The organism is Nocardia sp. NPDC005366, assembly GCF_040606855.1.
Taxonomy (GTDB): Bacteria; Actinomycetota; Actinomycetes; order Mycobacteriales; family Mycobacteriaceae; genus Nocardia.
Map to the genome: position 1 here is coordinate 123,882 of NZ_JBEXFQ010000020.1, position 25,126 is coordinate 149,007.

Genomic DNA, 25,126 nt, shown 5'->3' on the forward strand with positions numbered 1-25,126 from the left:
TCTCGTAGCAGCTCAGGCACAGACGTACACAACGAACGATGCTCAGCCAGATCCCTGAGAACCCTGCGGCAAGCACGAACCATAGCGGAGTCGCGGTCCACACCGAGTGGATCCCGTAAAGCGCGTTCATACCAAGTAGACGAACCAGTCAGCTTCCGCATCAAGATTTGCAGGTCACCGCTATCCGAAGCCACGGCGAGCCAGCACATCTCGATGTTCGGCCCGATCCCTTCATCGACCGATCGCGCGGCGACAGCGACCTGCGAGGTCGAGAGCCCCGTCACGTGGAGCGGCCAGGATCGTCGGCGATTCGCCGGTCATCTACACCGACCGTGTGCTGACATGCGTCCGTGACCGGGCGTCAGGCCGATGCGGTGCCGTCCTCGGCAGGCGCCAGACGCTGGGTTCCGATGACGCGCAACAGATCCAACTTGTCGGCGGCATCGGTGCCGGGACGCGGCAGGTAGACCAGCAGGCGTTGCGCGGAATTCGGCGTGAGCAGGGTTTCGCACACGGTGTCGACGAGACCGACGGCTGGGTGCCGGATACGTTTGGTATCCGAAAGTCGCACCGCCACTTCGTGTTCGTTCCACAGCTGTTCGAATTCCGCGCTCCCCGCACGTAACGCGCCGATGAATTCGACCACGTCGGCGTCGTCGGCTCGGCGGGCAGCGGTGGCGCGCAGATCAGCGACGTGACTGCGCCCCAGTCGATCCCAGTCCTCCTCGGGGAAGATGGCGCGCGCGCCCGGATCGGTGAACCAGCGCCACGCGTAGTAGCGATCCAAGCCGCGACGCTCGCCGTGATCGCCGACCAACAGAGCGTGCATGCGGTTCTGCACCAGCACTTCGCCGAGGTCGGTGACCACGGTGGCGGGCGTATCGTCCAATTTGGTGAGCATATGCAGCAACCCGGGACCGACGTGTTTGTCACCGAGCGCGCGACCGGGCGAGGCATGACCGCACAGGTGATACAGGTGGTCGCGTTCGTCGCTGCTCAACCGCAGCGCGCGGGCCAGCGACGCCAGCACCTGGGTGGACGGCCTCGGCCCCCTGGACTGTTCGAGCCGTGTGTAGTAGTCGGTGGACATGCCGGCCAGCAGGGCCACCTCGTCGCGCCGCAGCCCAGGCGTGCGGCGGCGCACGCCTGGTGGCAGGCCGACCTCCGCGGGCGTCAACTGCTCGCGGCGACGGCGCAGGAAATCGGCCAATCCGGGTCGGTCCATCTCTCCACTGTCCCCGACGCGCGCCGCCCCAGCCAGGGATTGCCGCTCCCCCGATAGACGATCTCTGCCGCACTCTCGCCGCCGGGTACAGGCTCGAACCATGACCACATCGCAGATCACCGCAGTCCGACTCGGCGACACCGGCCCCACTGTGGGCCGCATCGGCCTCGGCGCCATGGGGATGTCCGGTATGTACGGCTCCTCCGACGACACCGAATCGATCGCCACCATCCACGCCGCACTCGATTCCGGCGCGAACCTCGTCGACACCGGCGATTTCTACGGCGCCGGGCATAACGAAACGCTGGTCGGCAAGGCCATCGCCGACCGTCCACGCGAGGACGTGGTGCTGAGCGTCAAATTCGGGGCGCTGCGCGGGCCGGGCGGCGCCTGGGGCGGGATCGACAACCGCCCTGTCGCCCTGCGCAATTTCCTCACCTACACCCTGCAACGGCTAGGGGTCGACTACATCGATATCTACCGGCCCGCACGGCTGGATCCGGCGGTGCCGATCGAGGACACCGTGGGCGCGATCGCCGAACTGGTCGACGCGGGCTACGTCCGCCACATCGGGCTCTCCGAAGTCGGCGCAGACACCATCCGCCGGGCGGCGGCCGTCGCGCCGATCGCCGACCTGCAGATCGAATATTCGCTGATCTCGCGGGGTATCGAAGCGGAAATCCTGCCGGTCACCCGCGAACTCGGGATCGGGATCACCGCCTACGGGGTGCTCTCACGCGGTCTGCTCAGCGAGACGGTGCGGGCGGGAGCGTCCTTCGACGCCGCGGATTTCCGCGCGCACAGCCCGCGTTTCCAGGGCGAGAACCTGACCAGGAATCTGGAATTGGTGGACGCGCTCGCGACAGTCGCGGCGCGGCACGATATGTCGGTGGCACAGTCAGCGATCGCCTGGGCGCTGAGCCGAGGAACGGATATCGTGCCGATCATCGGCGCGCGCCGACGCGATCGGTGGACCGAAACCGTTGGCGCGCTCGATATTCGGCTCACGGACGAGGATATCGCCGCCATCGAGGACGCGGCTCCGGCGGAGCGGGTCGCGGGCGGGCGATACGCCGACGCGCAGATGGCGATGCTCGACAGCGAGCGCTGACATATCCGTCGAGCAGCATCGAAACCACGGTTACGAAGCGCGCCGCGGCCGTATCACAGCGGTGAAATACGCGGAGGCGACCAGCTTTTCGGTGTTGTCGGTGATCCGCACCGGTACCTCCCACTCGATCGGGTCGCGCGCGGCGATATCGGCGCGGACCCGTTCGAGGGTTTCGGCGGGGAATTCCGAGGTCGCCAGAAAGGGCCCCGAATCCCCCTTGGCCCGTGCGTGATACTCGATCCGCCCGTCCTTGGCGACGATGAACGTCTCACCCATCAGATCCACGATTGCGGAGACGGCCGCACCCATCGCGGCCGTCTCCGCGAGACCGAACAGGACCGCCGCGTGCAGGTCGCCGTTGTGGTTGAGATGTTCCTGCCGCGGAGCGATGGATACGACATTGCGGCCAGCGGCGAAATCCACCCCGACGATCCCCGCGTACTGGATGAACCCGAGTTTCTGGAATCCGGCCATCACCAGATCTCCCATGGTCGCACTGTCCATCGCATCTCCCGTTCACCCGGAATTGAAACCTGTTCCAGTTAATACTCCCCGGCCGGAACTGTCCACAGCCGTCACGACACCAGCCCGCACCGGCCGCTCCGCACGCTTCCGAACAACGCGCCCTCGATCCGCGCGGAGCCGCGCGACAGGCCGGGTCGCGGCTGCTGCTGTGCGGCTCCGCTATATCTGTGATGGGTGGACTGCTGTCGGGCAACGCCCCACTGCGAGGGCGGGCGAGCATGGAATTGGTGCTCGAACCGCTGCGGTATCGCGAAGCTGCCACATGAGGACGCCCGACTGATCATCCGCGAGACGGATCCCTTCAGCCGGCGAAATCTGCCGCGACTGGGCGATGTCGGTGGGGCCCGCCGTATTCGGCGACCTGCCGGACAGGTCGGCGCCGCGACGGTCAAGGATCCGCGGCGCAAAAGCCAGATCCAAGTGGACGTGGCCGTCCTCGCCCCGGAGGAGCCGGGACATCCACGCCGCATCCTGTCCCTCGGCGAGACGACATAGGACCGAACAATGACCCCCGGTCACCTGGAACGCCTTCGGCGCGTCCGAGATCTGCTGTCCGACAAGGGATACGACACGCGCGAAACCATTCGCACCTGTTACTGCGGCGCCGGTTTCGACAGGAATCTGCGCGCGTCCGACGACGCCCTACTGATCGACCTGAACACTCTTTACGAGAGCTGACATTTCAGCACGCTTCCTCGGCGGCAACTCATCAGCCACGCTCCGCCTGGACGACACCGTGAGACGACGATCGCCCCGCTCCGGAACGGAGCGGGGCGATCGTCTGTCTACTACCGACTACCGGTAGTCGCTGAAACCGTAATCGTCCAGCGGGACGGCGGCACCGGTGGTGGCGCCGAAGCTGTCCGGGCTGTAGTAGGTGTCGTCGTAGGACGGCACCGCGTACGCGGCCTGACGAGCTTCCTCGGTGGGCTGAACCTGGATATTGCGGTAACGGTTGATACCGGTACCGGCCGGGATCAGCTTGCCGATGATCACGTTCTCCTTGAGGCCGATGAGCTTGTCGGAGCGGCAGTTGATGGCCGCGTCCGTCAGAACTCGGGTGGTCTCCTGGAAGGAGGCCGCCGACAGCCACGAATCGGTGGCGAGCGACGCCTTCGTGATACCCATCAGCACCGGACGACCCGACGCGGGCTCGCGACCCTCGGCGACCACGCGACGGTTGGAGCTCTCGAACTCGGCGCGCTCGGTGAGCGAACCGGGCAGAAATTCCGTCGCACCGGAGTCGATGATGGTGACGCGACGCAGCATCTGGCGAACGATGACCTCGATGTGCTTGTCGTGGATCGACACACCCTGCGAGCGGTAGACCTCCTGGACCTCGTGGACCAGGTGGACCTGCACCTGACGCGGGCCCATCACGCGCAGCACCTCGTGCGGATCCGCCGCGCCTTCCAGCAACTGCTGGCCGACCTCGACGTGGTCACCGTCGGAGAGCAGACGCTCGGTGCCGTCGTCGTGCTTGAACACACGCAGACGTTGACGCTTCGAGAGCTTGTCGTAGACGACTTCCTCACCACCGTCATCCGGGATGATGGTGATCTTGTAGAAGCGGTCGTCGTCCTCGAGACGGATGCGACCGGAGACCTCGGCGATAGGCGCCTTGCCCTTCGGCACGCGAGCCTCGAAGAGCTCCTGGACACGCGGCAGACCGCCGGTGATGTCATCACCCGCGACACCACCCTGGTGGAAGGTACGCATGGTCAGCTGGGTACCGGGCTCACCGATGGACTGCGCGGCGACGATGCCGACGGCCTCACCGATGTCGACCAGCTTGCCGGTCGCCATCGAGCGGCCGTAGCAGGTCGCGCACACGCCGGTGCCGGTGGTGCAGGTCAGCACGGAGCGGACCTTCACCTCGGTGATACCGGCCTCGAGCAGCGCCTCGAGTGCCGGGTCGCCGAGATCGGCGCCCTTGCCCACGATGACATTGCCCTTGGCGTCCAGCGCGTCCGACGCGAGCGTCCGGGCGTAGGTGGAGGTTTCCACATGCGCGTCCCGGATGATCGTGCCGTCGAGCAACTTCTCGGCGATCGGCACGACGATGCCGCGCTCGGTGCCACAGTCGTGCTCGCGCACGATGACGTCCTGCGAGACGTCGACCAGACGACGGGTCAGGTAACCCGAGTCGGCGGTACGAAGCGCGGTGTCGGCCAGACCCTTACGGGCACCGTGGGTGTTGATGAAGTACTCCAGAACCGTCAGGCCCTCGCGGAAGGAGGACTTGATCGGCCGCGGGATGAACTCACCCTTCGGATTGGTAACCAGGCCCTTCATACCCGCGAGGGTACGAGTCTGGGTGAAGTTACCCGTCGCGCCCGAGTCGACGATCGTGATGATCGGGTTGTCGGACGGGTAGTGCGCACGCAGCGCCCTACCGACCTCTTCGGTCGCTTCCTGCCAGATCTTGACCAGGGCGTTGTTGCGCTCCTGGTGATCGAGCGCACCACGCTGGTACTTCCGCTCGATCTGATCCGACTGCGCCTCGTAGCGCTCCATGATCTCGGCCTTCTCCGGCGGAACCAGAACGTCCGACATGGAGACCGTCACGCCGGAACGGGTGGCCCAGTAGAAGCCCGCGTCCTTCAGCTTGTCGACGGTCTGCGCGACCACGATCATCGGGTAACGCTCGGCGAGATCGTTGATGATCGTCGCCTGACGCTTCTTCGGCATCTGCTCGTTGATGTACGCGTAGTCCGCGGGCAGCAACTCGTTGAACAGCACCCGGCCCAGCGTGGTCTTGGTAGTCCACGCGTCGCCGCGGCTCCAGCCGTCCGGGAACAGCTCGGCCTCGACGTCCTTCGGGGGACGCTGATCGGTCAGCCGCACCTTGATGAGCGACCGCACGGTCAGCTCACCGCGGTCGACCGCCATCTGTGCCTCGGCGGGAGACGAGTACACGCCCCGCTCCGCACTGTCCCTGGTGGACGCTTGGTACTCGCCCTTGGCACCATCGACGAGACGGGTCAGGTAGTACAGGCCGGTCACCATGTCCAGACGCGGCATGGCCAGCGGTCGGCCGGACGCGGGCGACAGGATGTTGTTCGAGGACAGCATCAGGATGCGGGCCTCGGCCTGCGCCTCCGCGGACAGCGGAAGGTGCACGGCCATCTGGTCGCCGTCGAAGTCGGCGTTGAACGCCTCACAGACCAGCGGGTGCAGCTGGATGGCCTTACCCTCGACCAGCTGCGGTTCGAAGGCCTGGATACCCAGACGGTGCAGGGTGGGCGCGCGGTTCAGCAGCACCGGGTGCTCGGCGATGACCTCTTCGAGGACATCCCACACCTGGGGACGCTGACGCTCCACCATGCGCTTGGCGGACTTGATGTTCTGCGCGTGGTTCAGGTCGACCAGACGCTTCATCACGAACGGCTTGAACAGTTCCAGCGCCATCAACTTGGGCAGACCGCACTGGTGCAGTTTCAGCTGCGGGCCGACCACGATGACCGAGCGACCGGAATAATCGACGCGCTTGCCGAGCAGGTTCTGACGGAAACGACCCTGCTTGCCCTTGAGCAGATCGCTCAGGGACTTCAGCGGGCGGTTACCCGGCCCGGTGACCGGACGGCCACGACGGCCGTTGTCGAACAGCGCGTCGACGGACTCCTGCAGCATCCGCTTCTCGTTGTTGACGATGATCTCGGGCGCACCCAGATCGATCAGTCGCTTGAGGCGGTTGTTGCGGTTGATGACGCGGCGGTAGAGGTCGTTCAGGTCGGAGGTGGCGAAACGGCCACCGTCGAGCTGAACCATCGGGCGCAGCTCCGGCGGGATCACCGGAACGGCGTCGAGCACCATGCCCATCGGCGAGTTGCCGTTGGTCTGGAAGGCCGCGACGACCTTGAGCCGCTTGAGCGCGCGCAGCTTCTTCTGGCCCTTGCCGCTGCGGATGGTCTCCCGCAGATTCTCGGCCTCGGCGTGGATGTCGAAGTTCTCCATCAGCTTCTGGATGGACTCCGCGCCCATCGCGCCGGTGAAGTACTCGCCGTAGCGATCGACCAGCTCGCGGTAGAGAACCTCGTCCACGATGAGCTGCTTGACCGACAGCTTGGTGAAGGTCGTCCAGATCTCGTCGAGTCGGTCCAGCTCACGCTGGGCCCGATCGCGGAGCTGACGCATCTCACGCTCGCCGCCGTCCTTGACCTTGCGGCGCACGTCGGACTTGGCGCCTTCGGCCTCGAGTTCGGCGATATCGGCCTCGAGCTTCTGCGCGCGGGCCTCCAGATCGGCGTCGCGCTGATCGGCGACGGCCTTCTTCTCGACCTCCATCTCGGCTTCGAGCGTGGAGAGCTCGCTGTGACGCAGCTCCTCGTCGACGCCGACGATGACGTAGGCGGCGAAGTAGATGATCTTTTCCAGATCCTTCGGCGCCAGGTCGAGCAGGTACCCGAGGCGCGAGGGCACGCCCTTGAAGTACCAGATGTGGGTGACGGGAGCGGCCAGCTCGATATGGCCCATCCGCTCACGACGCACCTTGGCGCGAGTCACCTCGACGCCACAGCGCTCACAGATGATGCCCTTGAAGCGGACACGCTTGTACTTGCCGCAGTAGCACTCCCAGTCCCGGGTGGGACCGAAGATCTTCTCGCAGAACAAGCCGTCCTTCTCTGGCTTGAGCGTGCGGTAGTTGATGGTCTCCGGCTTCTTCACCTCGCCGAAAGACCACTGGCGGATGTCTTCGGCGCTGGCCAGACCGATCCGGAGTTCATCGAAGAAGTTGACGTCTAGCACGTAACTTCCTTTCCCCTATTCGGGTCGAATTCGAGCAAAAAAGTTCACTAGTGGGTCGAGCGCGGAGGCCGGATGTCGTCGGCGTGCACGACATCCGGCCCTGCCGCCTAGTTCGCCAAATCGTCGACGGTGGCCGCTTCGTTCCTGGACAGATTGATGCCCAGGTTGGCCGCCGCGCGCTCCAGATCCTCGTCGTCACCGTCGCGCATCTCGATCGCCGCGCCGTCCGAAGACAGCACCTCGACGTTGAGGCACAGCGACTGGAGCTCTTTCAGCAACACCTTGAACGACTCCGGAATGCCCGGCTCCGGAATGTTCTCGCCCTTGACGATGGCCTCGTAGACCTTCACGCGGCCCACGACATCGTCGGACTTGATCGTCAGCAGTTCCTGCAGCGTGTAAGCCGCGCCGTAGGCCTGCATCGCCCAGCACTCCATCTCACCGAAGCGCTGACCACCGAACTGGGCCTTACCGCCGAGCGGCTGCTGGGTGATCATCGAGTACGGGCCGGTCGAACGAGCGTGGATCTTGTCGTCGACCAGGTGGTGCAGTTTCAGGATGTACATGTAGCCGACAGCGACCGGGTACGGGAACGGTTCGCCGGAACGACCGTCGAACAGCGTCGCCTTGCCGTCGTCGTCGACCATGCGCTCACCATCGCGGTTCGGCAGGGTCGAGGCGAGCAGACCGGTCAACTCCTCCTCGCGGGCGCCGTCGAAGACGGGGGTCGCGATATTGGAGTCCGACGGTGCGCCGAGCATCTCCTCCGGCAGCGCCTGTGCCCAATCGGGACGGGTGCCGTCGGTGGCGACGTCGACCTGCCAGCCTGTTTTGCCGATCCACCCGAGGTGGGTCTCCAGGATCTGACCGATATTCATACGACGCGGCACACCATGGGTGTTCAGGATGATGTCGACCGGGGTGCCGTCCGGGAGGAACGGCATGTCCTCGGTGGCGAGGATCTTGCCGATGACACCCTTGTTGCCGTGGCGACCAGCGAGTTTGTCGCCGTCCTGGATCTTGCGCTTCTGCGCGACGTAGACGCGAACCAACTCGTTGACGCCGGGAGGCAGGTCGTCGTCGTCCTCGCGTGAGAACACGCGAATGCCGATGACCTTGCCCGACTCGCCGTGGGGCACCTTCAGCGAGGTGTCACGCACTTCGCGCGCCTTCTCACCGAAGATCGCGCGCAGCAGCCGCTCCTCCGGGGTCAGCTCGGTCTCGCCCTTCGGGGTGACCTTGCCGACCAGGATGTCGCCGTCACGGACCTCGGCGCCGATACGCACGATGCCGCGCTCGTCCAGATCGGCGAGCACCTCGTCGGAGACGTTCGGGATATCCCGGGTGATCTCCTCGGCGCCCAGCTTGGTGTCGCGGGCGTCGATCTCGTGCTCTTCGATGTGGATCGAGGTGAGAACGTCCTCTTCCACGAGACGCTGCGACAGGATGATCGCGTCCTCGTAGTTGTGGCCTTCCCACGGCATGATCGCCACGAGCAGGTTCTTACCGAGGGCCATCTCACCGTTCTCGGTGCAGGGACCATCGGCGAGAACTTGCCCGGCTTCCACCCGCTGCCCCTCGTCCACGATCGGACGCTGGTTGGAACAGGTGCCCTGGTTCGAGCGGTTGAACTTACGCATCCGGTAGGACTTGCGGCTGCCGTCGTCGGCCATCACGGTGACGTAGTCGGCGGAGACTTCCTCGACCACACCGGACTTCTCGTTGACGACAACGTCACCGGCGTCGACCGCGGCACGCAGTTCCATGCCGGTGCCAACGATCGGGGCCTCCGAACGGATCAGCGGAACCGCCTGACGCTGCATGTTCGCACCCATCAGGGCGCGGTTGGCATCGTCGTGCTCGAGGAACGGGATCATCGCGGTCGCGACCGACACCATCTGACGCGGCGACACGTCCATGTAGTCGACGTCGATGGCGGCGACGAGTTCGTTCTCCTCGTTGCCGCGGCGGCACAGCACCCGATCCTCGAGGAAGTTGCCCTCCGCGTCCACCGGCGAGTTGGCCTGGGCACGTACGTGCCTGTCCTCTTCGTCGGCGGTGAGGTACTTGACCTCATCGGTGACCTTGCCGTCGACCACCTTGCGGTACGGGGTCTCGATGAAGCCGAACGGGTTGACCCGCGCGTACACCGACAGCGAGCCGATCAGGCCGATGTTCGGGCCTTCCGGGGTCTCGATCGGGCACATGCGACCGTAGTGCGACGGGTGGACGTCACGGACTTCCAGGCCGGCGCGCTCACGGGACAGACCACCCGGGCCGAGCGCCGACAGGCGGCGCTTGTGGGTCAGCCCCGACAGCGGGTTGTTCTGGTCCATGAACTGCGACAACTGGGAGGTTCCGAAGAACTCCTTGATCGCGGCGACGACCGGGCGGATGTTGATCAGGGTCTGCGGCGTGATCGCCTCGACGTCCTGGGTGGTCATCCGCTCGCGGACCACGCGCTCCATCCGGGAAAGACCGACCCGGATCTGGTTCTGGATCAGCTCGCCGACGGTGCGAAGGCGACGGTTGCCGAAGTGGTCGATGTCGTCGACCTCGACGGGAACTTCCTCGCCGCCGGGGGCGGTCATGTTCCGGTCACCCGCGTGCAGACGCACCAGGTACTCGATGGTGCTGACGATGTCTTCCTTCGTCAGCACCGAAGCCGTGATCGGCTCACCCAGGTGGATGCCGAGCTTCTTGTTGATCTTGTAGCGACCGACGCGCGCCAGGTCGTAGCGCTTCTCCTTGAAGAACAGGTTCTCCAGCAGGGTCTGCGCGGACTCCTTGGTCGGCGGCTCGCCCGGACGCAGCTTGCGGTAGATATCGAGCAGCGCCTCGTCCTGGCCCGCCGTGTTGTCCTTCTCCAGGGTGGACATCATGATCTCGGAGAAGCCGAAACGCTCGACGATCTCCTCGTTCGTCCAACCCAGCGCCTTCAGCAGCACGGTGACCGGCTGACGACGCTTGCGGTCGATGCGGACACCGACGGTGTCGCGCTTGTCGATGTCGAATTCCAGCCACGCGCCACGCGACGGGATGACGCGCACGCTGTGCAGGTCCTTCTCCGTGGCCTTGTCGACGCTGTGGTCGAAGTAGACGCCGGGAGAACGCACCAGCTGCGACACGACGACGCGCTCGGTGCCGTTGATGATGAACGTGCCCTTGTCGGTCATCATCGGGAAATCACCCATGAAGACCGTCTGGCTCTTGATCTCACCGGTGTTGTTGTTGATGAACTCGGCGGTCACGAATAGTGGCGCCGCGTACGTCATGTCCTTGTCTTTGCACTCGTCGATCGAGGCCTTGACCTCTTCGAAACGAGGGTCGGAGAAAGACAGGGACATGGAGCCGGAGAAGTCTTCGATCGGCGAGAGCTCCTCGAGCACCTCCTCGAGTCCGCCCGAGAGCCCGACGTCGCCGCGAGCGGCGGCTTTCTCTCGCCATGACGGCGAGCCGATCAACCATGCAAAAGAGTCCGTTTGTAGATCGAGAAGTCCGGGCACCTCCAAGGGTTCACGGATCTTCGCGAAAGACACCCGCAACGGGGCTCCGGGGATTCCGGCAACTGCCTTGGTCTGGGTGGAGACTGCCAAGATGCGTCCTTCCAGCACCTCACGCGCGTCGCGTGGTGGTCCGCGACCGTCGCTTGTCTGCTACGAATTCCGCTGGTTACAACCCGAACGAAAACCCGAACAGGCAACAGCGGAAGTAACACCGGAAGGGTGGAACTCACGTGTGCGAATCGAGGAATGGACAGGAGGCAGCCAGCGCAACGTCCAAACCTACACCTATCGGCACGGAGGTGTCAAAGTACCACCCGTGCGAACGTTCACCTGGCTGGCGCGCCGGACCCCGAAGGGGTCGACACCCGGCCCTCACGGACCGGCGCCCTGACCCGAAACGCTGGCTGCGTCGAGGGCGGCGGGGCGGGTGAAGCCACTGTGACAGCTGCCGCTGTTGTGAATAGCGTGACGGTTCGGGCGAAACTCGTCAAGTGGCGGCCCGACCTGGATGTCGGTGAGATCGGCTGCCACAGTTCAAGATCACCCGCGCAACTCACTGATCGACGATGTCACTGGCCAACCAGTGACCGTCCACCTTCCGCATGCGCAGAACGACCGGACCCGCCACGCTCTGCTGGGCCACTCCGCCCTTGGTCGCACTCACCACCAGATTCACCAGCAACTCGGCCCGATCGTCGGTGAGCAAAGTCACACCAATGGGATCGGCCTTGGCATCGGCGCTGGTCTGGGCCTGTTTTATGGCGTCGATCGTGGTCGCGGAGAACTTGTCGAGATCGGTGAGCATGTCGCCGGTCACCACCGAGCGCACCGCCGCCTCGTAGCCGTCGATGTGCTCGATGTCGTACCCGTAGATGGTGCGCAGCGCATGCTCGGCGGCGGCGCGTACCTCCTCGGTTCCCGACGTGTCGACGAAGGCCAGATTCGAATCGTTCACACCGGGGCGCAATGCGGCGACCACCGCGAAACCGGCGAGCGCGAGCGCCGCGACCACGCATCCGGCGACGACCGCCCACGACGATCCCGACCTGGAGAACCGGCGCGGACGCGGGTCGGCGCTCACACGGCCGGCGTCGCCTGTACCGGCACGGGAACGGCCTACGTCCGGCGCGCGCCCTCCCGTCGTCGCCGCGGGGCGCGTGGCGCGGGTTCCCGCGACCGCGCGGGCGCTCGGACGGGCGGTGGACCCAGTGGCCGGACGCCGCTTGGAGGTGACCCGGTTGATCGGCTTACGAGAATTCATCGGGTGTCCTCCTACGATCCGGGCCGCGGCGAGGCGGGCGTGTTCGCTGGGGCCCGCGACGGCTCCGCGCCGGACTGCTTGGTCGGTTGACCGAGTCCGCTCGGTCCCGGCCCGGCCAGCAGTACCGGTTGCGCCAGCGACGCGACCTGCTCGGCCTTCCAGACCTCGCCGTCCTTGGTCATCTCCAGGCTCCAGGTGTAGCGGTAGTCGGAGACGGATTTGTCCGGCTTGGATTCGGTCACCTGCAGCACGACGAGCGCCGTCGCCTTGTCACGCTCGCTGTTGAGCGCGGTCAGCGAGGCCCCGAGCACCTTCGCCTGCATGCCGACACCGGCCTGCGCGGCCAACTGCTCGGACTGCTGCTGATTCTTCTGCGCCGATTCCAGGATCGCGCCGGTCATCGAGGAACGCGCGAGCGCGAGCGAACCGGGTACGTCGTCGAGTTTCATCGACGTCATATTGATCGCCGCCTGGCGCGCGGAGTCGAGGGCGCTGTCGCGGGCGGCGGCGCGCGGCCCGTCGGTGAACCAGGCGGACCTGGCCCAGCCCGCGCCGAACCACACCGCGGCAATCAGGGCGACGACCAGCACTCCGGCCGAGAAGACGGTCGAGGCAAAGGGCGCGCGACGCGGGGACGCCGGCGTCTCCGAATCCTTTCGGGCCGCATCCGACTCGGTGTCCGGCGATTCGGCACCCCCACTCACGGCGGCGCCGGTGTCGGACGCGCGCGAATCCGATGCCGACGACTCGGCCGCCGTGGCATCGGATTCCTCGGTCCCCGGTTCGCTGGCCCCCGGCTGTTCCTTGGAGATGTCGATGTTCACGACAGGCACCCTAACTGTGTCGGTCCTGGTCACCGCTTCGGCGTGACGCCCAGCAGGGTGGCCATCTGTACGGCGATCGGGTTCAGGTTGAGCTTTTCCGGATCGGTCTTCGGCACGTCGTCCCACGGCTGCGGAACAGCCGGATCCGCCAGATCAGCGCGCGCGCCGCCGCGTACATCGGTCGGATTACCCTGCGGAACCGTGCATTTCGCGTTCTTGTTGAACGGGAACTCGTCACGCGAATCATCGAAGTCGGGATTCTGCGCCTTCATCTGCTTCAGAATCTCGTAGGTCCCCTCGTAGCCGACCGTACAGGTGGGCGGATTGTTCACCTCGAGCACCAGACCGAAGTGGCTGGTGCCGTCGCCGGGCGCGGTGGCCGACGCGCCGACCGAAAGTCCCGGCAACATGGTGAGCAATGGTTGCAGCGCGTAGAACTTCGGCGAGATGGCCTTCAGCAGCATCCGCAGATTGACCAGATCCTCGGTGAGCGCCCCGCCGCTCTCGCGCAGCAGCGCACCGATCTGCCTGCCCGCGTCGGCGCCGGTACCGATCAAGCGGCGCACGGCCGGATCGCTGGAACGCAACTGGGCGGTCACCTGGTCGAGCCCATCGCTGAACTGGCGGATCGCCGCCGACTGTTCGGCCTGGGTGCCGAGCGCGATCTTGCCGTCGCGGATCAATTGGATGGTCTGCGGCAGCGTCGCGTCGAACGTCTCGGTGAACGTGTTCAGCGATTCGATGAAGACCTTGAGGTCATCGCCCTTGCCGTTCAACGCTTTACCGAGTTCGGTGACGGTCGTATGCAGCGCGGCGAGGTCGACCGAGCTGGTGAAATGATCCACGCTGGAGACCAATTCCTCGACCGAAATCGGGGTGCTCGCCCCGAGGATCACCGAATCGTTCCGCAGATACGGGCCGCTGTCGGTGTCGGGTTGCAGATCCACGTATTGCTCGCCGATCGCGGACCTGTTGGCGACGACGGCCTTCGCCGAGGCCGGAATACTCGGCCCGCTCGTTTCGAGATCGAGGATCATGACCACACCGTCGGGACTGAGCTGGAGATCGCCCACCCGTCCCACCGGAACGCCCCGATAGGTGACCTCCGCGCCCTTGTAGATGCCGCCGGTCTGCTCGGCTTCCACCTTCACGCGGTAGAGCCCGAAGCCGAACATCTCGTCCAGCCGGACGTAGCGAGCGCCGACATAGACGACGCCGAGCACGGCGATCAGCGCGAAGGCGATCAACTGGTAGCGCACGAGGCGTGTCATCGCGGACCCTCCTGCTGGTCGACGCCGAACTGCTCGAGCAGCGGACCGAGCGGATTCGGCGCCCCTGGCACGCCGAGCGCCGGAACCTGCGCCATGGTCGGCGGCAACGGCACCAGCGAAACGGTCGGCCAGCCGGGACGCGGACCGTTGCCGTTGTAATAGGGATTAGTCGGATTCACCGGAACCGGGCGGCCGAGCGGCGGAATGTAGACCGGATCCCCTTTGCCGACACCGAGATTGCTCAATGTCACGCCGATCTGCTGATCCACCGAGAGCCAGGTGTTGACCGAACCGCCGAAGGTACCCTCCAGCGTCGAATCCGGGAACGGATAGGTCGGAATCAGAGGCAGCGCGGTCACCAGATCCGGGGTGGCGCGGCCGAGTTCCTGCAATGTCGGCCGCAGTGAGATCAGGTCGGTGATGAGATCGTCCTTCGAGGTATTCAATACGTCGAAACCCGCCTCACCCACCCGATCCAGCTGGGCCAGCAATGAAATCAGTTGGGGCCGTTGCTCATTGAGGATCTTGATACCCGTGGGCAATTCATCGAGGATCTTGCCGATCTGGAAGGTCTGCGTACTCACCCTCGCGCTCAACGTGTCGAGTCCGTCGAGGGCGCGGGTGATGTCGTCCACCTGTTCGTTCAGCCCGCTGATCAGGGTTTCGGCCTGTTCCAGCAGCGAACGCACCCTGCCCTCGCGCCCACCGAGGGTTTTGTTCAACTCGGTGACGATCGGCTGCAATTGCGCGACCCCGCCGCCATTGAGCAGCAACGACAACGCGCCCAGCACCTGTTCGATCTCGGTGGCGTGTCTGGTGCGACTGACCGGGATGACCGCACCGTCCGCGAGCCTGTCCGGCTCGGGATCGGCGACCGGCCGCGACAGTTCGATGAACTTCTCGCCGAGCAGATTCGTCTGCCGTACCTCGGCCCGCGCGTTGGCGGGCAGATCGACCGACGCGTTGACCAGAGTGCGCACGCTCGCGGTCCACTGATCCTTGCCGAGGGTGATCTCCTCGACCCGGCCCACCGGTACGCCCTCGACCTTCACCGAGGATTGCGGCACCAGATCGAGGACATCGTCGAACTGGATCTCGACGGTCATCGGATGTTCTCCGACATCGGCGCCGCCGGGCAGCGGGATACTGTAGATGCCGTCGGAGGAACACGAGGTGACCAGCGCCGCGGAGACGACGAGTGCCACCGCGCCGCCGAAACCACGTGCGGCACTACGGATCTTGTTCATCGCCCACCTCCTTCGGATGGCGGCAGCCGATCGGACGGGGTACCCGGCACGGTGCCGGGAACCGGATCACGCTGCTGATTCTCGCCGCTGAGAATGCCGAACGGCAGGATCAGCGTCGGGGTCTGCACCCCCGCCGTGATCTGGTCGGTGATCTCCTTGCAGTGTTCGATGATCGGGCGCAGCTGCCTGCCGAGCGCCTCGAACCGCGGATCACCTGGCATCAGTTTGGACAGATCCAGCATCTTGCAGACCACGCCGAACGGATCCTGCAATTCCGGGAAATTGGCCCGCATATCGAGGGTGCCGGATTCTCCGTTGTGGATATTGATCAGATTGCTCAATGCCACGGGAAGCACCGGAAGCGCCGCGGCCAGATCATCGCGCTGGTCGGCGAGAGTTTTGGTCAATGTGGTCAGGGCGGCGGCATTGTCGGCCACCAGTTCACGGTTGTCGTCGATGAACCGCGCGACATCGCCGAGCGCCACCGACAGCAGTTCCAGCGCTTCCCCGAGATTCTGGCGCTCACCGGCGAGGAAACCCGCCAGATCGGCGAGCTGGGTGTTGAACTCGCGCACCTGCTGATCGTTGACGGCCAGCATGCTCACGAAACTCTGTAGATTCTTGACCGTTTCGAAGATATCGCCGCGCGCGTCGGACAGATATCGCGCGGCCTTGCTGAGCTGAGTGATGCTGTTCGCCAGCGCCTCGCCGTTACCTGCCAGGTTCGCCGCCGAGGTGCGCACCAACTCGTTCACCGCGCCCTCTTTGTTGGCGCCGTTGGGGCCGAGCGCGTCGGAGAGTTCGGCGATGCTCTTGTACAGCTGGTCGACCTCGACCGGAGTGACGGTCCGCGCGCGCGGAATGGTCGCCTCGCGCTCCATTTTCGGACCACCCCGATACACCGGTGTGAGCTGGATGAACCGGTCGGAGACGACCGACGGCGTGATCTGCGCGGCCTGCGCGTCGGCGGGGATGTCGTATTTCCTGTCGACACTCATCACCACCCTCACCTGGTCGCCCATCGGTTCCACCGAATCGACCGAACCCACGGCGACACCGAGGATTCGCACATCCGAACCTTCGTAGATGCCGACCGAACGATCGAAATACGCGGTGATCCTGGTGGTACTCGCACGATCGAAGATCCACCACAGGAATCCGACCACCACCAGTATCGCGACCAGTCCGATCACGATGGCCGCCTTGGCGCCACGGCTGGTACCGCGCAGCGCGGTCAGTGGCTCGTTACTCGCGGCCACGTCAGTTACCTCCCAGAGTGCGCACCGGCGGCCGGTCACCCGGAATTTCGGGCAGGGCGGGCGGAATCACATTGGTGATCACCGCGTCGAACCAGCGTCCGGTGCCGAGCACGTTCGCGTACAGCCCGTAGAACGGCGCGGCGAGTTCCAGGGTCTTGGAGATGTTCTGCTGGTTGTCGTTCAGCAATTCGATGGAGGCGCGCAGATTCTTCAGCGCGGGCCCTATCTGTTCCTCGTTGTCGTGCACCAACGCGCTCAATTCCGCGGACACCGTTTTCGCGCCGGTGAGCAACTGGTGGATGGCCTGCTGGCGGATATTCAGCTCGGCCAGCAACTGTCCGCCCGAGGCGAGTAGTCGCTCGAATTCGGCATTGCGATCAGCGAGTACCCGGGTGGTCTGATTCGTCGCACGGAACAGACGCTTCAATTCCTCGTCGCGTTTGGCCAGCGTTTCCGAGAGCCGGGCGATGCCGTCGATGGAACCCCTGATCTCCGGCGGCGTGGTCTCGAACGCCTCCGCCAGCACCTGCATACTCGTCGCCAACTGGCCGGTATCGATATTGTCGAGGCTGTTCGCCGCGTCGGTGAAGGCATCAATGACGTCATACGGTGCGACGGTGCGCGACAACGGAATCGGCTTACTCGGATCGGCCGGATTCGAACCGCGCGGATCGAGCGCCAGGTATTTCTGGCCGAGGACGGTCTTGATCTGGATGGAGGCGGTGGTCTCGTCGCCGATCCAGGCGTCCTTGGTGCGGAAATCCACCAGCACCCGGTCACCGTCGAGGCGCACGTCGGCGACCTGACCGACTTTCACCCCGGCGATGCGGACCTCGTTGCCCTTCTTCAGGCCGGCCGCCTCGGAGAACTCGGCCGTGTACTCGATCCCCGCGCCGATGATCGGCAGCCGGTCGAGGAAGAACGCCGACATCGCCACCAGTAACACCATCGCCAGTCCGAGCGCACCGAGGAAGGCGGGGCTGCGTTTACCGAGCAACATTCGGTCGTCCATCAGCGAGCCCTCCCCGCGCACCGCGGCGCGGCGTTCGTATACAGCGGCTGATTGATCGTCGGCATCCCGGCGGGCAGGTTGAGCTGCGGCGCGTCCACCGCGCCCGGCCCGACCACGAGGTCGATACCGCACAGATAGAACTGGAACCAGGAGCCGTAACTACCGACACGGCCGAGCTTTTCCATCTTCACCGGCAGGGTCGCCAGCGCCTGGTTCACCTCGTCGGAACGTTCGTCGAGGGTGCCGGTGATCTGGCTCAGACCCGCGATCGAACCCTGCAGCGTCGGGCGGACCGGAACCAGCAGGTCGGAGGTCGCCGAGGCGAGATTGCCCAGTGACGACACCGACCGCCCGATCACATCGCGCTCGGCCGCCAGTCCGCTGACCAACGCCTCGGTATTCACGATGAGCTGATCGAACTGGTCCTCGCGCTGATTCACCGTCTCCAGCACCAGCGTCAGATTCTTGACCAGCTGACCGATCACCGCGTCCTTGTCCGCGATCTTGTTGGTCAAGTTCGCCGTCGAGGCGACCAGATCTCGGATCGTGCCCTGCTCCCCCTGGAAGACCTGGATGATCTCGAAGGACAGCTTGTTCACGTCCTCGGCGGTCAAGGTGCGGAACAGCGGGCGGAAACCGTTGAACAGCGTCGTCAGATTGAGCGCCGGCCGCGTCTTGTCCAAACCGATGGTCGCGCCCTTGTTCAGCTTCCTGCCCTGTTCGCCCGCCCCCTGCTCGAGCGCGATATAGCGCTGGCCGACCAGGTTCCGGTACCGGATGGTGGCCGTCGTCGAGGCAGGCAGCCACTCGCGGTCCTGCACTTCGAAGACGACCTCGGCCTGACGTCGGTCCACGATCCGCACGTCGGTGACCTTGCCGACCCGCACACCGGCGATACGCACTTCGTCGCCCTTGTTGAGCGAGGTGACATCGGTGAATCTGGCCTTGAACTCGGTGCCGCCGCCGGTGTAGTTGGCGATCGACAGGCCGAGCATCACGGTGGCGAACAACGTCACCACCACGAAGACGATCAATTTCGTCAGCGGTCCGCCGAGGCCGCGCAATTTCGCCTTCATCGCACACTCACCTCGCTGCCACGGAATGCCGGCGCACCCGCTCTCGTCATCCAGCCAGGCACTTCCTCCGGTGAGACCCCCTGCGCCGCACCGTAGATCGCGCCGAGCGAATGCTGCTCGGCGGGCGAACCCGCGACCGTCGGAACCTGCCCGGCCGGGAAGACTCCCAGCTGGGGCTCCGGCAGATAACCGGTGGTCTGGTCGCCGGGGTTGCGACTGGGCACCGCGTACGAGCCGTCGTTGGACGGGCCGCCGATGTACTGGCCGACGTCGACGCCGAGCGGATATTCGGCGACGCACCACGCGGGCCTGGTATCGAACCAACGCGGTTCGTCCTGGTTCGGCAGATATTTGCCACGCGTGTTGACCAGTTCGATCGTCACCCGCGAACCGGGTCTATCGGTGCCCATACCCATGATCTGGTCGATGCGTGGCTTCATCTTCGCGAAATTCGCCATCGTGCAGGCATAGGTCGGCGAATACTTGGCCAGCAATTCCAGCGCCGGGCGTGAATCCGCGGCGATGTCGACGATATTGTCCCGGTTCGCCACCAGGAAATCCGCGGTGCTGGACGAGGTCGGAGTCAATACCGCGTAGAGCGTGTCGATATCCGAACGGCGCTGCACGATGGTCGCGTTCGTGGTGCGCAGATTGTTCAGCGCGTCGATCAACAGCGGGGCGGCGTCGGAATAGGTGGCCGCCACCGTCGCGAAACTGCGCAGATCCTCCTGCAACTCCGGCATAACCCCGTTGACCTCGCGGAAGATATCGTCCAACTTGTCCACGGTGGTGCCGAGTGCCGTGCCCTGACCGGCCAGCGCCTGCGACAGCGCACCGAGGGTGGCGGCGAGATCCTGCGGAGGAATCGCCTGTAGCAGCGGCATCAGATCATCGAGCAGTTTGCTGATCTCGATCGCGTTGCCACTGCGATCCTGATACAGGATGAGCCCGTCGGTCAGATGTTTCGGACTCCGATCCTCCGGAATCACCAGATCCACGTACCGCTCACCGAAGAGAGTCTTCGGCAGCAGGCGGGCAGTGGCATTGGCCGGGATCTGCTCGGCCTTGGCCGGGTCGATCGCGAGATCCAACGTCACCTTGCCGCCTTCGGACCGGCTCGACCGCACCTCGCCGACATTGACGCCGCGGACTTTCACGTCCGCGTTGCGGGTCAACGCGTTTCCGACGCTGTCGGTGATCAGGTCGACGTCGACCGTTTTCACGAACTGCTTGTTGTAGATCGCGACGGTTGTCCACAGGAACAGCGCTACCAGGGCGAAGAACGCGATACCGAGCACCCGGACGCGTAACTTCTCCGTTTTGCGCCAGGTATGCACGCCGCGCCCACCCGTCGCCCGACCGCCGCCGCTCATCGAATCTCGACGCGATGTGGCGCTCATCCGGCGACCCGCACGGTCGTCGTCGTTCCCCAGATCGCCAGACTCAGGAAGAAGTCGAGCACATTGACCAGCACGATCGCGGCCCGCACCGCCCTACCGACGGCGACGCCGACACCGGCGGGTCCGCCGGAGGCGTTGAAGCCGTAGTAGCAGTGCACCAGGATGATCACGAACGCGAATACCAGCACCTTGAGGAACGAATACAGCACGTCCTCCGGCGGCAGGAACAGACTGAAATAGTGGTCGTAGGATCCGCTCGACTGCCCGTTGAACCAGATACTGATCGTGCGCGACGCGATGAAGGTGCCGAGCAGACCGACCACGTAGAGCGGGATGACCGCGAGGAAGCCCGCGATCACGCGGGTGGTGACCAAGAACGGCACGCCGGGCACCGCCATCACCTCCAGCGCGTCGATCTCCTCGGAGATGCGCATGGCGCCCAATTGCGCGGTGAACCCACAGCCCACCGTGGCCGATAGCGCCAAAGCCGCCACCAGCGGCGCGATTTCACGGGTATTGATATAGGCCGTCAGGAAGCCGGTGAGCACCGAGCTGCCGAGCGAGTCGAGCGCCTTGAAGCCCTGCAGGCCGACGACGACGCCGACGGAACCGGACATGAAGACGATGACGCCGATGGTGCCTCCGATGACCGCGAGCGCACCGGATCCGAAGGTCACCTCGGCCAGCAGCCGCATGACCTCCTTGCGGTAGTGCACGGCGGTGCGTGGAATCCAGGCGATGGCACGGGTGTAGAACGACATCTGATCGCCCGCGCGATCGATGACATTCAGTGGCGCGCGCGCGATCTCGCCCACCCGGCGAGTCGTTTTGGCGATGACCGGGTTGCGGTAGGGGGTCGCCATGGGTCAGGCGCCCTTGGCGGGGACGACCTGGAGGTACACCAACGTCAAAATCAGATTGACGAAGAAGAGCACCAGGAATGTGATCACCACGGACTGGTTCACCGCGTCACCGACTCCTTTCGGGCCACCTGTGGGATGCAGCCCCTTGTACGCGGCGATGACACCGGCGAGCAGACCGAAGACCAGCGCCTTGAATTCACCGATCCAGAGATCGGGTAACTGTGCCAGCGCGGAGAAGGACGCGAGATACGCGCCGGGAGTGCCGCCTTGGAGCAGCACATTGAAGAAATAGCCGCCCGCGATGCCGACGACCGAGACCAGGCCGTTGAGCAGCAGGGCCACCAGCATCATGCCGAGCACACGCGGTACGACCAAGCGCTGGATCGGGTCGATGCCGAGCACTTCCATCGCGTCGATCTCTTCACGGATGGTGCGCGCGCCGAGATCGGCGGCTACAGCGGAACCGGCCGCGCCCGCGATGATCAACGCGGTCACGACCGGTGCGGCCTGCTGCACCGTGGCCAGCACGCTGGTTGCGCCGGTGAAGGATTCGGCGCCCAGCTGTTTGATGAGCGAACCCGTCTGCAACGCCACGACGGCGCCGAACGGAATAGCTACCAACGCACTCGGCAGGATCGAGACACTCGCGATGAACCACGACTGCTCGATGAACTCCCGCCACTGGAACGGCTTCTTGAAAGTCTTGCGGACGACATCGATGAACAGCGCAAAAATGTTGCCCGCCTGCGCAAACGCCGACTCGAGTGGAGTCCGCACACGCGCGAGGGTCCGATTCACGGACCGTATGTTACCCGCTAGTTGTGTTGTGTCGAACCGTTGTGTCGAACGCGCCGCCCTGGTATTTATCAAGATCATTGGTGTTGTACGCCATGACCTGTGTGTCGTCGTTCTCCGCGAGCGAATCGCGAATGGCGACCTGCGCCGCGTGCGGCAGCGTATGGAGGATTTCCTGCACACGCTGCTTACGGCGGTGCACCGCCTGACGCACCGGCATACCCGGCTGCGCCTTCATCTGCGGGATGATGCCCTCGACCTCTTCGGCGCCGCCGTGGTGGTGACCGGCGTCGACCATGGCCTGTTCGCGGGCCATCTGGGTCTCGTCCTTCTCCTCCGACATACCGATCGGGCCGATCATGCGGCCGTTGAGGAACTGCTTGACCACCGGCTCCTCCGAGGTCAGCAACACCTCACGCGGACCGAACATCACCAGCTGCCGACGGAACAGCATCCCGATATTGTCCGGGACGGTTCGGGCCAGGTTGATGTTGTGCGTGACGATCAGAATGGTGGCGTCGATTTGCGCGTTGATATCGATCAGCAACTGCGACAGATACGAGGTACGCACCGGGTCCAGACCGGAGTCCGGCTCGTCGACGAGGATGATCTGCGGATCGAGCACCAGCGCCCGCGCCAAACCCGCGCGTTTACGCATACCACCGGAGATCTCACCCGGCAGCTTGGTCTCCGCACCGAGCAGACCCGTCAGCTCGAGCTTCTCCATCACGATCTTCTTGATCTCGGACTCGTTCTTCTTCGTATGCTCACGCAGCGGGAACGCGATGTTGTCATACAGATTCATCGAGCCGAACAGCGCACCGTCCTGGAACAGCACGCCGAAGAGTTTGCGGATCTCGTAGAGTTCCTTGTTGGAACATGTCGTGATGTCGGTGCCGTCGATGAAGATCGACCCGCGCTCCGGGCGCAACAGCCCGATCAGCGACTTGAGGAACACCGACTTACCGGTACCCGACGGACCGAGCAGTGCGCTGACCTCGCCCGTGGGCAGGGTCAAAGAGACATCCTGCCAAATACGCTGGGAACCGAAGGATTTTGTTACACCCTCGGTCCTGACCTCGACGCCCACGCCTACCTCCACTTGTTCTCAGCGAGCACCCCACCGCGAACCGCGCGCTCGGTCATCGCGGTGTGCGTGTGATAGTGGGTTCGGTCACTCTATCCCAAGACCGAGACACGGCACACCCCAACCTGACCGAAGAGTAACGCAGAAACCTTCTCAAGTTCGCAATTTCCGCCGCACCCGTGGCGGAATGCGAAACGGGCGGTTCCCCAGTGGGGAACCGCCCGTTCGGCGTAATTCGTTCGAATTACTTGACCGAAACCTTGGCGCCGGCCTCTTCCAGCTTCGCCTTGGCGGCCTCGGCGGCATCCTTGCCGACCTTCTCCAGGATCGACTTCGGAGCGCTCTCGACGAGGTCCTTGGCTTCCTTCAGGCCCAGGCCCGAGACGATCTCACGGACCACCTTGATGACCTGGATCTTCTTGTCGCCCGCACCCTCGAGCACGACGTCGAACTCGTCCTGCTCTTCGGCGGCCTCGGCCGGAGCGGCAGCGCCACCCACGGCGGCGATGGCGACCGGAGCAGCCGCGGTGACCTCGAACTTCTCTTCGAACTTCTTGACGAAGTCCGACAGCTCGAGCAGGGTCATGTTGCCGAAGGTCTCGAGCAGTTCGTCAACGTTTGCCATTGTTGTTGTCCTTTCGTAGATGTTGTCTAGGAGGGCGAACCGCTATTCGGCGGCTGCGCCGCCTTCTTCGGCCTGCTTCTTCTCCTGCAGCGCGGCGGCCAGGCGGGCCACCTGCGAAGCGGGAGCGTTGAACAGACCGGCGGCTTTCGCCAGATTGCCCTTCATGGCGCCTGCCAGCTTCGCCAGCAGCACCTCACGGGTCTCCAGGTCGGCGATGCGCTCGACCTCGGACACGGACAGCGGCGCGCCGTCCATGTACCCGCCCTTGATGATGAGCGCCTTGTTGTCCTTGGCGAAGGTCTTGAGGGCCTTCGCCGCGTTGACCGGCTCACCGGTGATGAAGGTGATCGCGGTCGGTCCGACGAACAGCTCGTCGAGGCCTTCCACGCCCGCCTCGGCGGCGGCACGCTTGACCAGGGTGTTCTTGGCGACGGAGTACGTGGCCTCCTCGCCGAGCGCGCGACGCAGCTCGGTGAGCTTGCCGACCGACAGACCACGATATTCCGTGACTACGGTGGCAGTGGAGCTCTTGAACTGCTCAGCGATCTCCTCGACCGCGGTGACCTTCTCGGGTTTTGCCATACTTCGCCTCCTCTCTGGATGTCGGTTCGTCAACGAACTTTCGAAAACCAGGGACCGGCGACACAACAAACGCCCCGGACGCAGAGCGTTCCGGGGCGTACAGGACATCCGATTCGGCGGTGCCGACTCGAGATCCCGACCTCGGCTCTCCCTGCGTGGGCCGCCGGCAATGTCGCCGGACCTTCGACCGAACCCATACGGGATCGGCGACCAACGGTCTTCGGTAGAACGGATTGGGTAGTAATCGAACTCGTCGATGACTGAAGTCCAATGTACCTGCTAGGGCCGCCATCTGCCAAAACGGGGCCTGCGCGGTCGCCGACACCAGCGCACCGCTACATCAATCGGCCGATTCAAATGGCCCGGGTTCGACTCGATTGATGCTCTTCACCTTGTCGATGCCCTTATCGAACGAGACGACGGCCGAGCCTGGATCGGCTTCGGCGAGGGCAATCAGGTAGGCATCGGCAAACGACAATGCGGCGACCTGCGGCCTCGCCACCCGATAGACACTCCGCAGTACGTAGACCGTTTCCATTGGCTGCGGTCGAGACCGGCCAACGAAAGCGCCGAGGGCGGGAACGCGAATCCGCGTTCCCCCCCACGGCCGTGGTACTGGGTGCTACATAACCATACACCTACAGGAGGTTTCGGGTGCGGTTCGGGTCCACCCGGATGACCAAAAAGGAATAGAACACCTCTTTAAAC

20 protein-coding genes are annotated in these 25,126 nt (G+C 64.7%); 2 read left to right on the forward strand and 18 right to left on the reverse strand.

Annotation, left to right across the window (positions count from 1 at the left end; all coding sequences use genetic code 11):
* Positions 1-361: 361 nt before the first annotated feature.
* Positions 362-1,225: a helix-turn-helix transcriptional regulator gene (locus ABZS43_RS22810; RefSeq protein ID WP_355037954.1), complete on the reverse strand. Its 864-nt coding sequence runs from the start codon at positions 1,223-1,225 to the stop codon at positions 362-364.
* 100 nt (positions 1,226-1,325) lie between these two features.
* Between ABZS43_RS22810 and ABZS43_RS22815 the strand changes: the two genes are divergently transcribed.
* On the forward strand, positions 1,326-2,336 hold the full coding sequence (locus ABZS43_RS22815; RefSeq protein ID WP_355037955.1) for an aldo/keto reductase: 1,011 nt from the start codon (positions 1,326-1,328) through the stop codon (positions 2,334-2,336).
* A 30-nt stretch (positions 2,337-2,366) separates the two neighbouring features.
* On the opposite strand, the gene ABZS43_RS22820 is transcribed toward ABZS43_RS22815, so the two are convergent.
* Positions 2,367-2,840 (reverse strand): PaaI family thioesterase, encoded by a 474-nt coding sequence (locus tag ABZS43_RS22820; protein WP_355037956.1) that lies wholly within the window; start codon positions 2,838-2,840, stop codon positions 2,367-2,369.
* Positions 2,841-3,365: 525 nt separating this feature from the next.
* Here ABZS43_RS22820 and ABZS43_RS22825 point away from each other — a divergent pair.
* Positions 3,366-3,539 (forward strand): hypothetical protein, encoded by a 174-nt coding sequence (locus ABZS43_RS22825; RefSeq protein ID WP_355037957.1) that lies wholly within the window; start codon positions 3,366-3,368, stop codon positions 3,537-3,539.
* 117 nt (positions 3,540-3,656) lie between these two features.
* Here ABZS43_RS22825 and ABZS43_RS22830 read toward each other — a convergent pair whose 3' ends face one another.
* The 16 genes from ABZS43_RS22830 to ABZS43_RS22905 form a co-directional block, all read right to left on the reverse strand.
* On the reverse strand, positions 3,657-7,610 hold the full coding sequence (locus tag ABZS43_RS22830; RefSeq protein ID WP_355037958.1) for a DNA-directed RNA polymerase subunit beta': 3,954 nt from the start codon (positions 7,608-7,610) through the stop codon (positions 3,657-3,659).
* Between the two features lie 107 nt (positions 7,611-7,717).
* Positions 7,718-11,224, reverse strand: coding sequence for a DNA-directed RNA polymerase subunit beta (locus ABZS43_RS22835; protein WP_355037959.1), 3,507 nt, complete (start codon positions 11,222-11,224; stop codon positions 7,718-7,720).
* Between the two features lie 445 nt (positions 11,225-11,669).
* Complete coding sequence (locus ABZS43_RS22840) at positions 11,670-12,377, reverse strand: hypothetical protein (RefSeq protein ID WP_355037960.1); 708 nt, start codon at positions 12,375-12,377, stop codon at positions 11,670-11,672.
* 11 nt (positions 12,378-12,388) lie between these two features.
* Positions 12,389-13,201 (reverse strand): hypothetical protein, encoded by an 813-nt coding sequence (locus tag ABZS43_RS22845; protein WP_355037961.1) that lies wholly within the window; start codon positions 13,199-13,201, stop codon positions 12,389-12,391.
* A gap of 29 nt (positions 13,202-13,230) precedes the next feature.
* The gene (locus tag ABZS43_RS22850) at positions 13,231-14,472 is read right to left on the reverse strand and encodes an MlaD family protein (protein WP_355037962.1); all 1,242 of its coding nucleotides are present in this window, start codon (positions 14,470-14,472) and stop codon (positions 13,231-13,233) included.
* Positions 14,469-15,719, reverse strand: coding sequence for an MCE family protein (locus ABZS43_RS22855; RefSeq protein WP_355037963.1), 1,251 nt, complete (start codon positions 15,717-15,719; stop codon positions 14,469-14,471). Before ABZS43_RS22855 ends, ABZS43_RS22850 begins: the two co-directional genes overlap by 4 nt.
* Positions 15,716-16,957: an MCE family protein gene (locus tag ABZS43_RS22860; protein WP_355037974.1), complete on the reverse strand. Its 1,242-nt coding sequence runs from the start codon at positions 16,955-16,957 to the stop codon at positions 15,716-15,718. Before ABZS43_RS22860 ends, ABZS43_RS22855 begins: the two co-directional genes overlap by 4 nt.
* A gap of 22 nt (positions 16,958-16,979) precedes the next feature.
* On the reverse strand, positions 16,980-17,990 hold the full coding sequence (locus ABZS43_RS22865) for an MCE family protein (protein ID WP_355037964.1): 1,011 nt from the start codon (positions 17,988-17,990) through the stop codon (positions 16,980-16,982).
* Positions 17,990-19,066 (reverse strand): MCE family protein, encoded by a 1,077-nt coding sequence (locus ABZS43_RS22870; RefSeq protein ID WP_355037965.1) that lies wholly within the window; start codon positions 19,064-19,066, stop codon positions 17,990-17,992. Before ABZS43_RS22870 ends, ABZS43_RS22865 begins: the two co-directional genes overlap by 1 nt.
* A complete protein-coding gene (locus tag ABZS43_RS22875) occupies positions 19,063-20,439 on the reverse strand; it encodes an MCE family protein (RefSeq protein ID WP_355037975.1) in 1,377 nt (458 codons plus the stop codon). Before ABZS43_RS22875 ends, ABZS43_RS22870 begins: the two co-directional genes overlap by 4 nt.
* Positions 20,440-20,462: 23 nt before the next feature.
* Positions 20,463-21,329 carry an ABC transporter permease gene (locus tag ABZS43_RS22880; RefSeq protein ID WP_355037966.1) on the reverse strand — a complete coding sequence of 289 codons (867 nt, stop codon included), beginning with the start codon at positions 21,327-21,329 and terminating at the stop codon, positions 20,463-20,465.
* A 3-nt stretch (positions 21,330-21,332) separates the two neighbouring features.
* Entirely contained in the window at positions 21,333-22,127 is a 795-nt protein-coding gene (locus ABZS43_RS22885) for an ABC transporter permease (RefSeq protein ID WP_355037967.1), read from the reverse strand.
* 10 nt (positions 22,128-22,137) lie between these two features.
* A complete protein-coding gene (locus tag ABZS43_RS22890) occupies positions 22,138-23,226 on the reverse strand; it encodes an ABC transporter ATP-binding protein (RefSeq protein ID WP_355037968.1) in 1,089 nt (362 codons plus the stop codon).
* Between the two features lie 229 nt (positions 23,227-23,455).
* The gene (rplL, locus tag ABZS43_RS22895) at positions 23,456-23,836 is read right to left on the reverse strand and encodes a 50S ribosomal protein L7/L12 (RefSeq protein ID WP_355037969.1); all 381 of its coding nucleotides are present in this window, start codon (positions 23,834-23,836) and stop codon (positions 23,456-23,458) included.
* A gap of 42 nt (positions 23,837-23,878) precedes the next feature.
* Entirely contained in the window at positions 23,879-24,418 is a 540-nt protein-coding gene (rplJ, locus tag ABZS43_RS22900) for a 50S ribosomal protein L10 (protein WP_355037970.1), read from the reverse strand.
* Positions 24,419-24,758: 340 nt separating this feature from the next.
* On the reverse strand, positions 24,759-24,920 hold the full coding sequence (locus ABZS43_RS22905; RefSeq protein ID WP_355037971.1) for a hypothetical protein: 162 nt from the start codon (positions 24,918-24,920) through the stop codon (positions 24,759-24,761).
* Positions 24,921-25,126: the final 206 nt, after the last annotated feature.

Coding starts and splice junctions, on each gene's coding strand:
- ABZS43_RS22870 (WP_355037965.1), bottom strand. CDS start 19,066: ATGAAGGCGAAATTGCGCGGCCTCGGCGGACCGCTGACGAAATTGATC.
- ABZS43_RS22880 (WP_355037966.1), bottom strand. CDS start 21,329: ATGGCGACCCCCTACCGCAACCCGGTCATCGCCAAAACGACTCGCCGG.
- ABZS43_RS22850 (WP_355037962.1), bottom strand. CDS start 14,472: ATGACACGCCTCGTGCGCTACCAGTTGATCGCCTTCGCGCTGATCGCC.
- rplJ (WP_355037970.1), bottom strand. CDS start 24,418: ATGGCAAAACCCGAGAAGGTCACCGCGGTCGAGGAGATCGCTGAGCAG.
- ABZS43_RS22865 (WP_355037964.1), bottom strand. CDS start 17,990: ATGGACGACCGAATGTTGCTCGGTAAACGCAGCCCCGCCTTCCTCGGT.
- ABZS43_RS22840 (WP_355037960.1), bottom strand. CDS start 12,377: ATGAATTCTCGTAAGCCGATCAACCGGGTCACCTCCAAGCGGCGTCCG.
- rplL (WP_355037969.1), bottom strand. CDS start 23,836: ATGGCAAACGTTGACGAACTGCTCGAGACCTTCGGCAACATGACCCTG.
- ABZS43_RS22810 (WP_355037954.1), bottom strand. CDS start 1,225: ATGGACCGACCCGGATTGGCCGATTTCCTGCGCCGTCGCCGCGAGCAG.
- ABZS43_RS22875 (WP_355037975.1), bottom strand. CDS start 20,439: ATGAGCGGCGGCGGTCGGGCGACGGGTGGGCGCGGCGTGCATACCTGG.
- ABZS43_RS22855 (WP_355037963.1), bottom strand. CDS start 15,719: ATGAACAAGATCCGTAGTGCCGCACGTGGTTTCGGCGGCGCGGTGGCA.
- ABZS43_RS22825 (WP_355037957.1), top strand. CDS start 3,366: ATGACCCCCGGTCACCTGGAACGCCTTCGGCGCGTCCGAGATCTGCTG.
- ABZS43_RS22815 (WP_355037955.1), top strand. CDS start 1,326: ATGACCACATCGCAGATCACCGCAGTCCGACTCGGCGACACCGGCCCC.
- ABZS43_RS22820 (WP_355037956.1), bottom strand. CDS start 2,840: ATGGACAGTGCGACCATGGGAGATCTGGTGATGGCCGGATTCCAGAAA.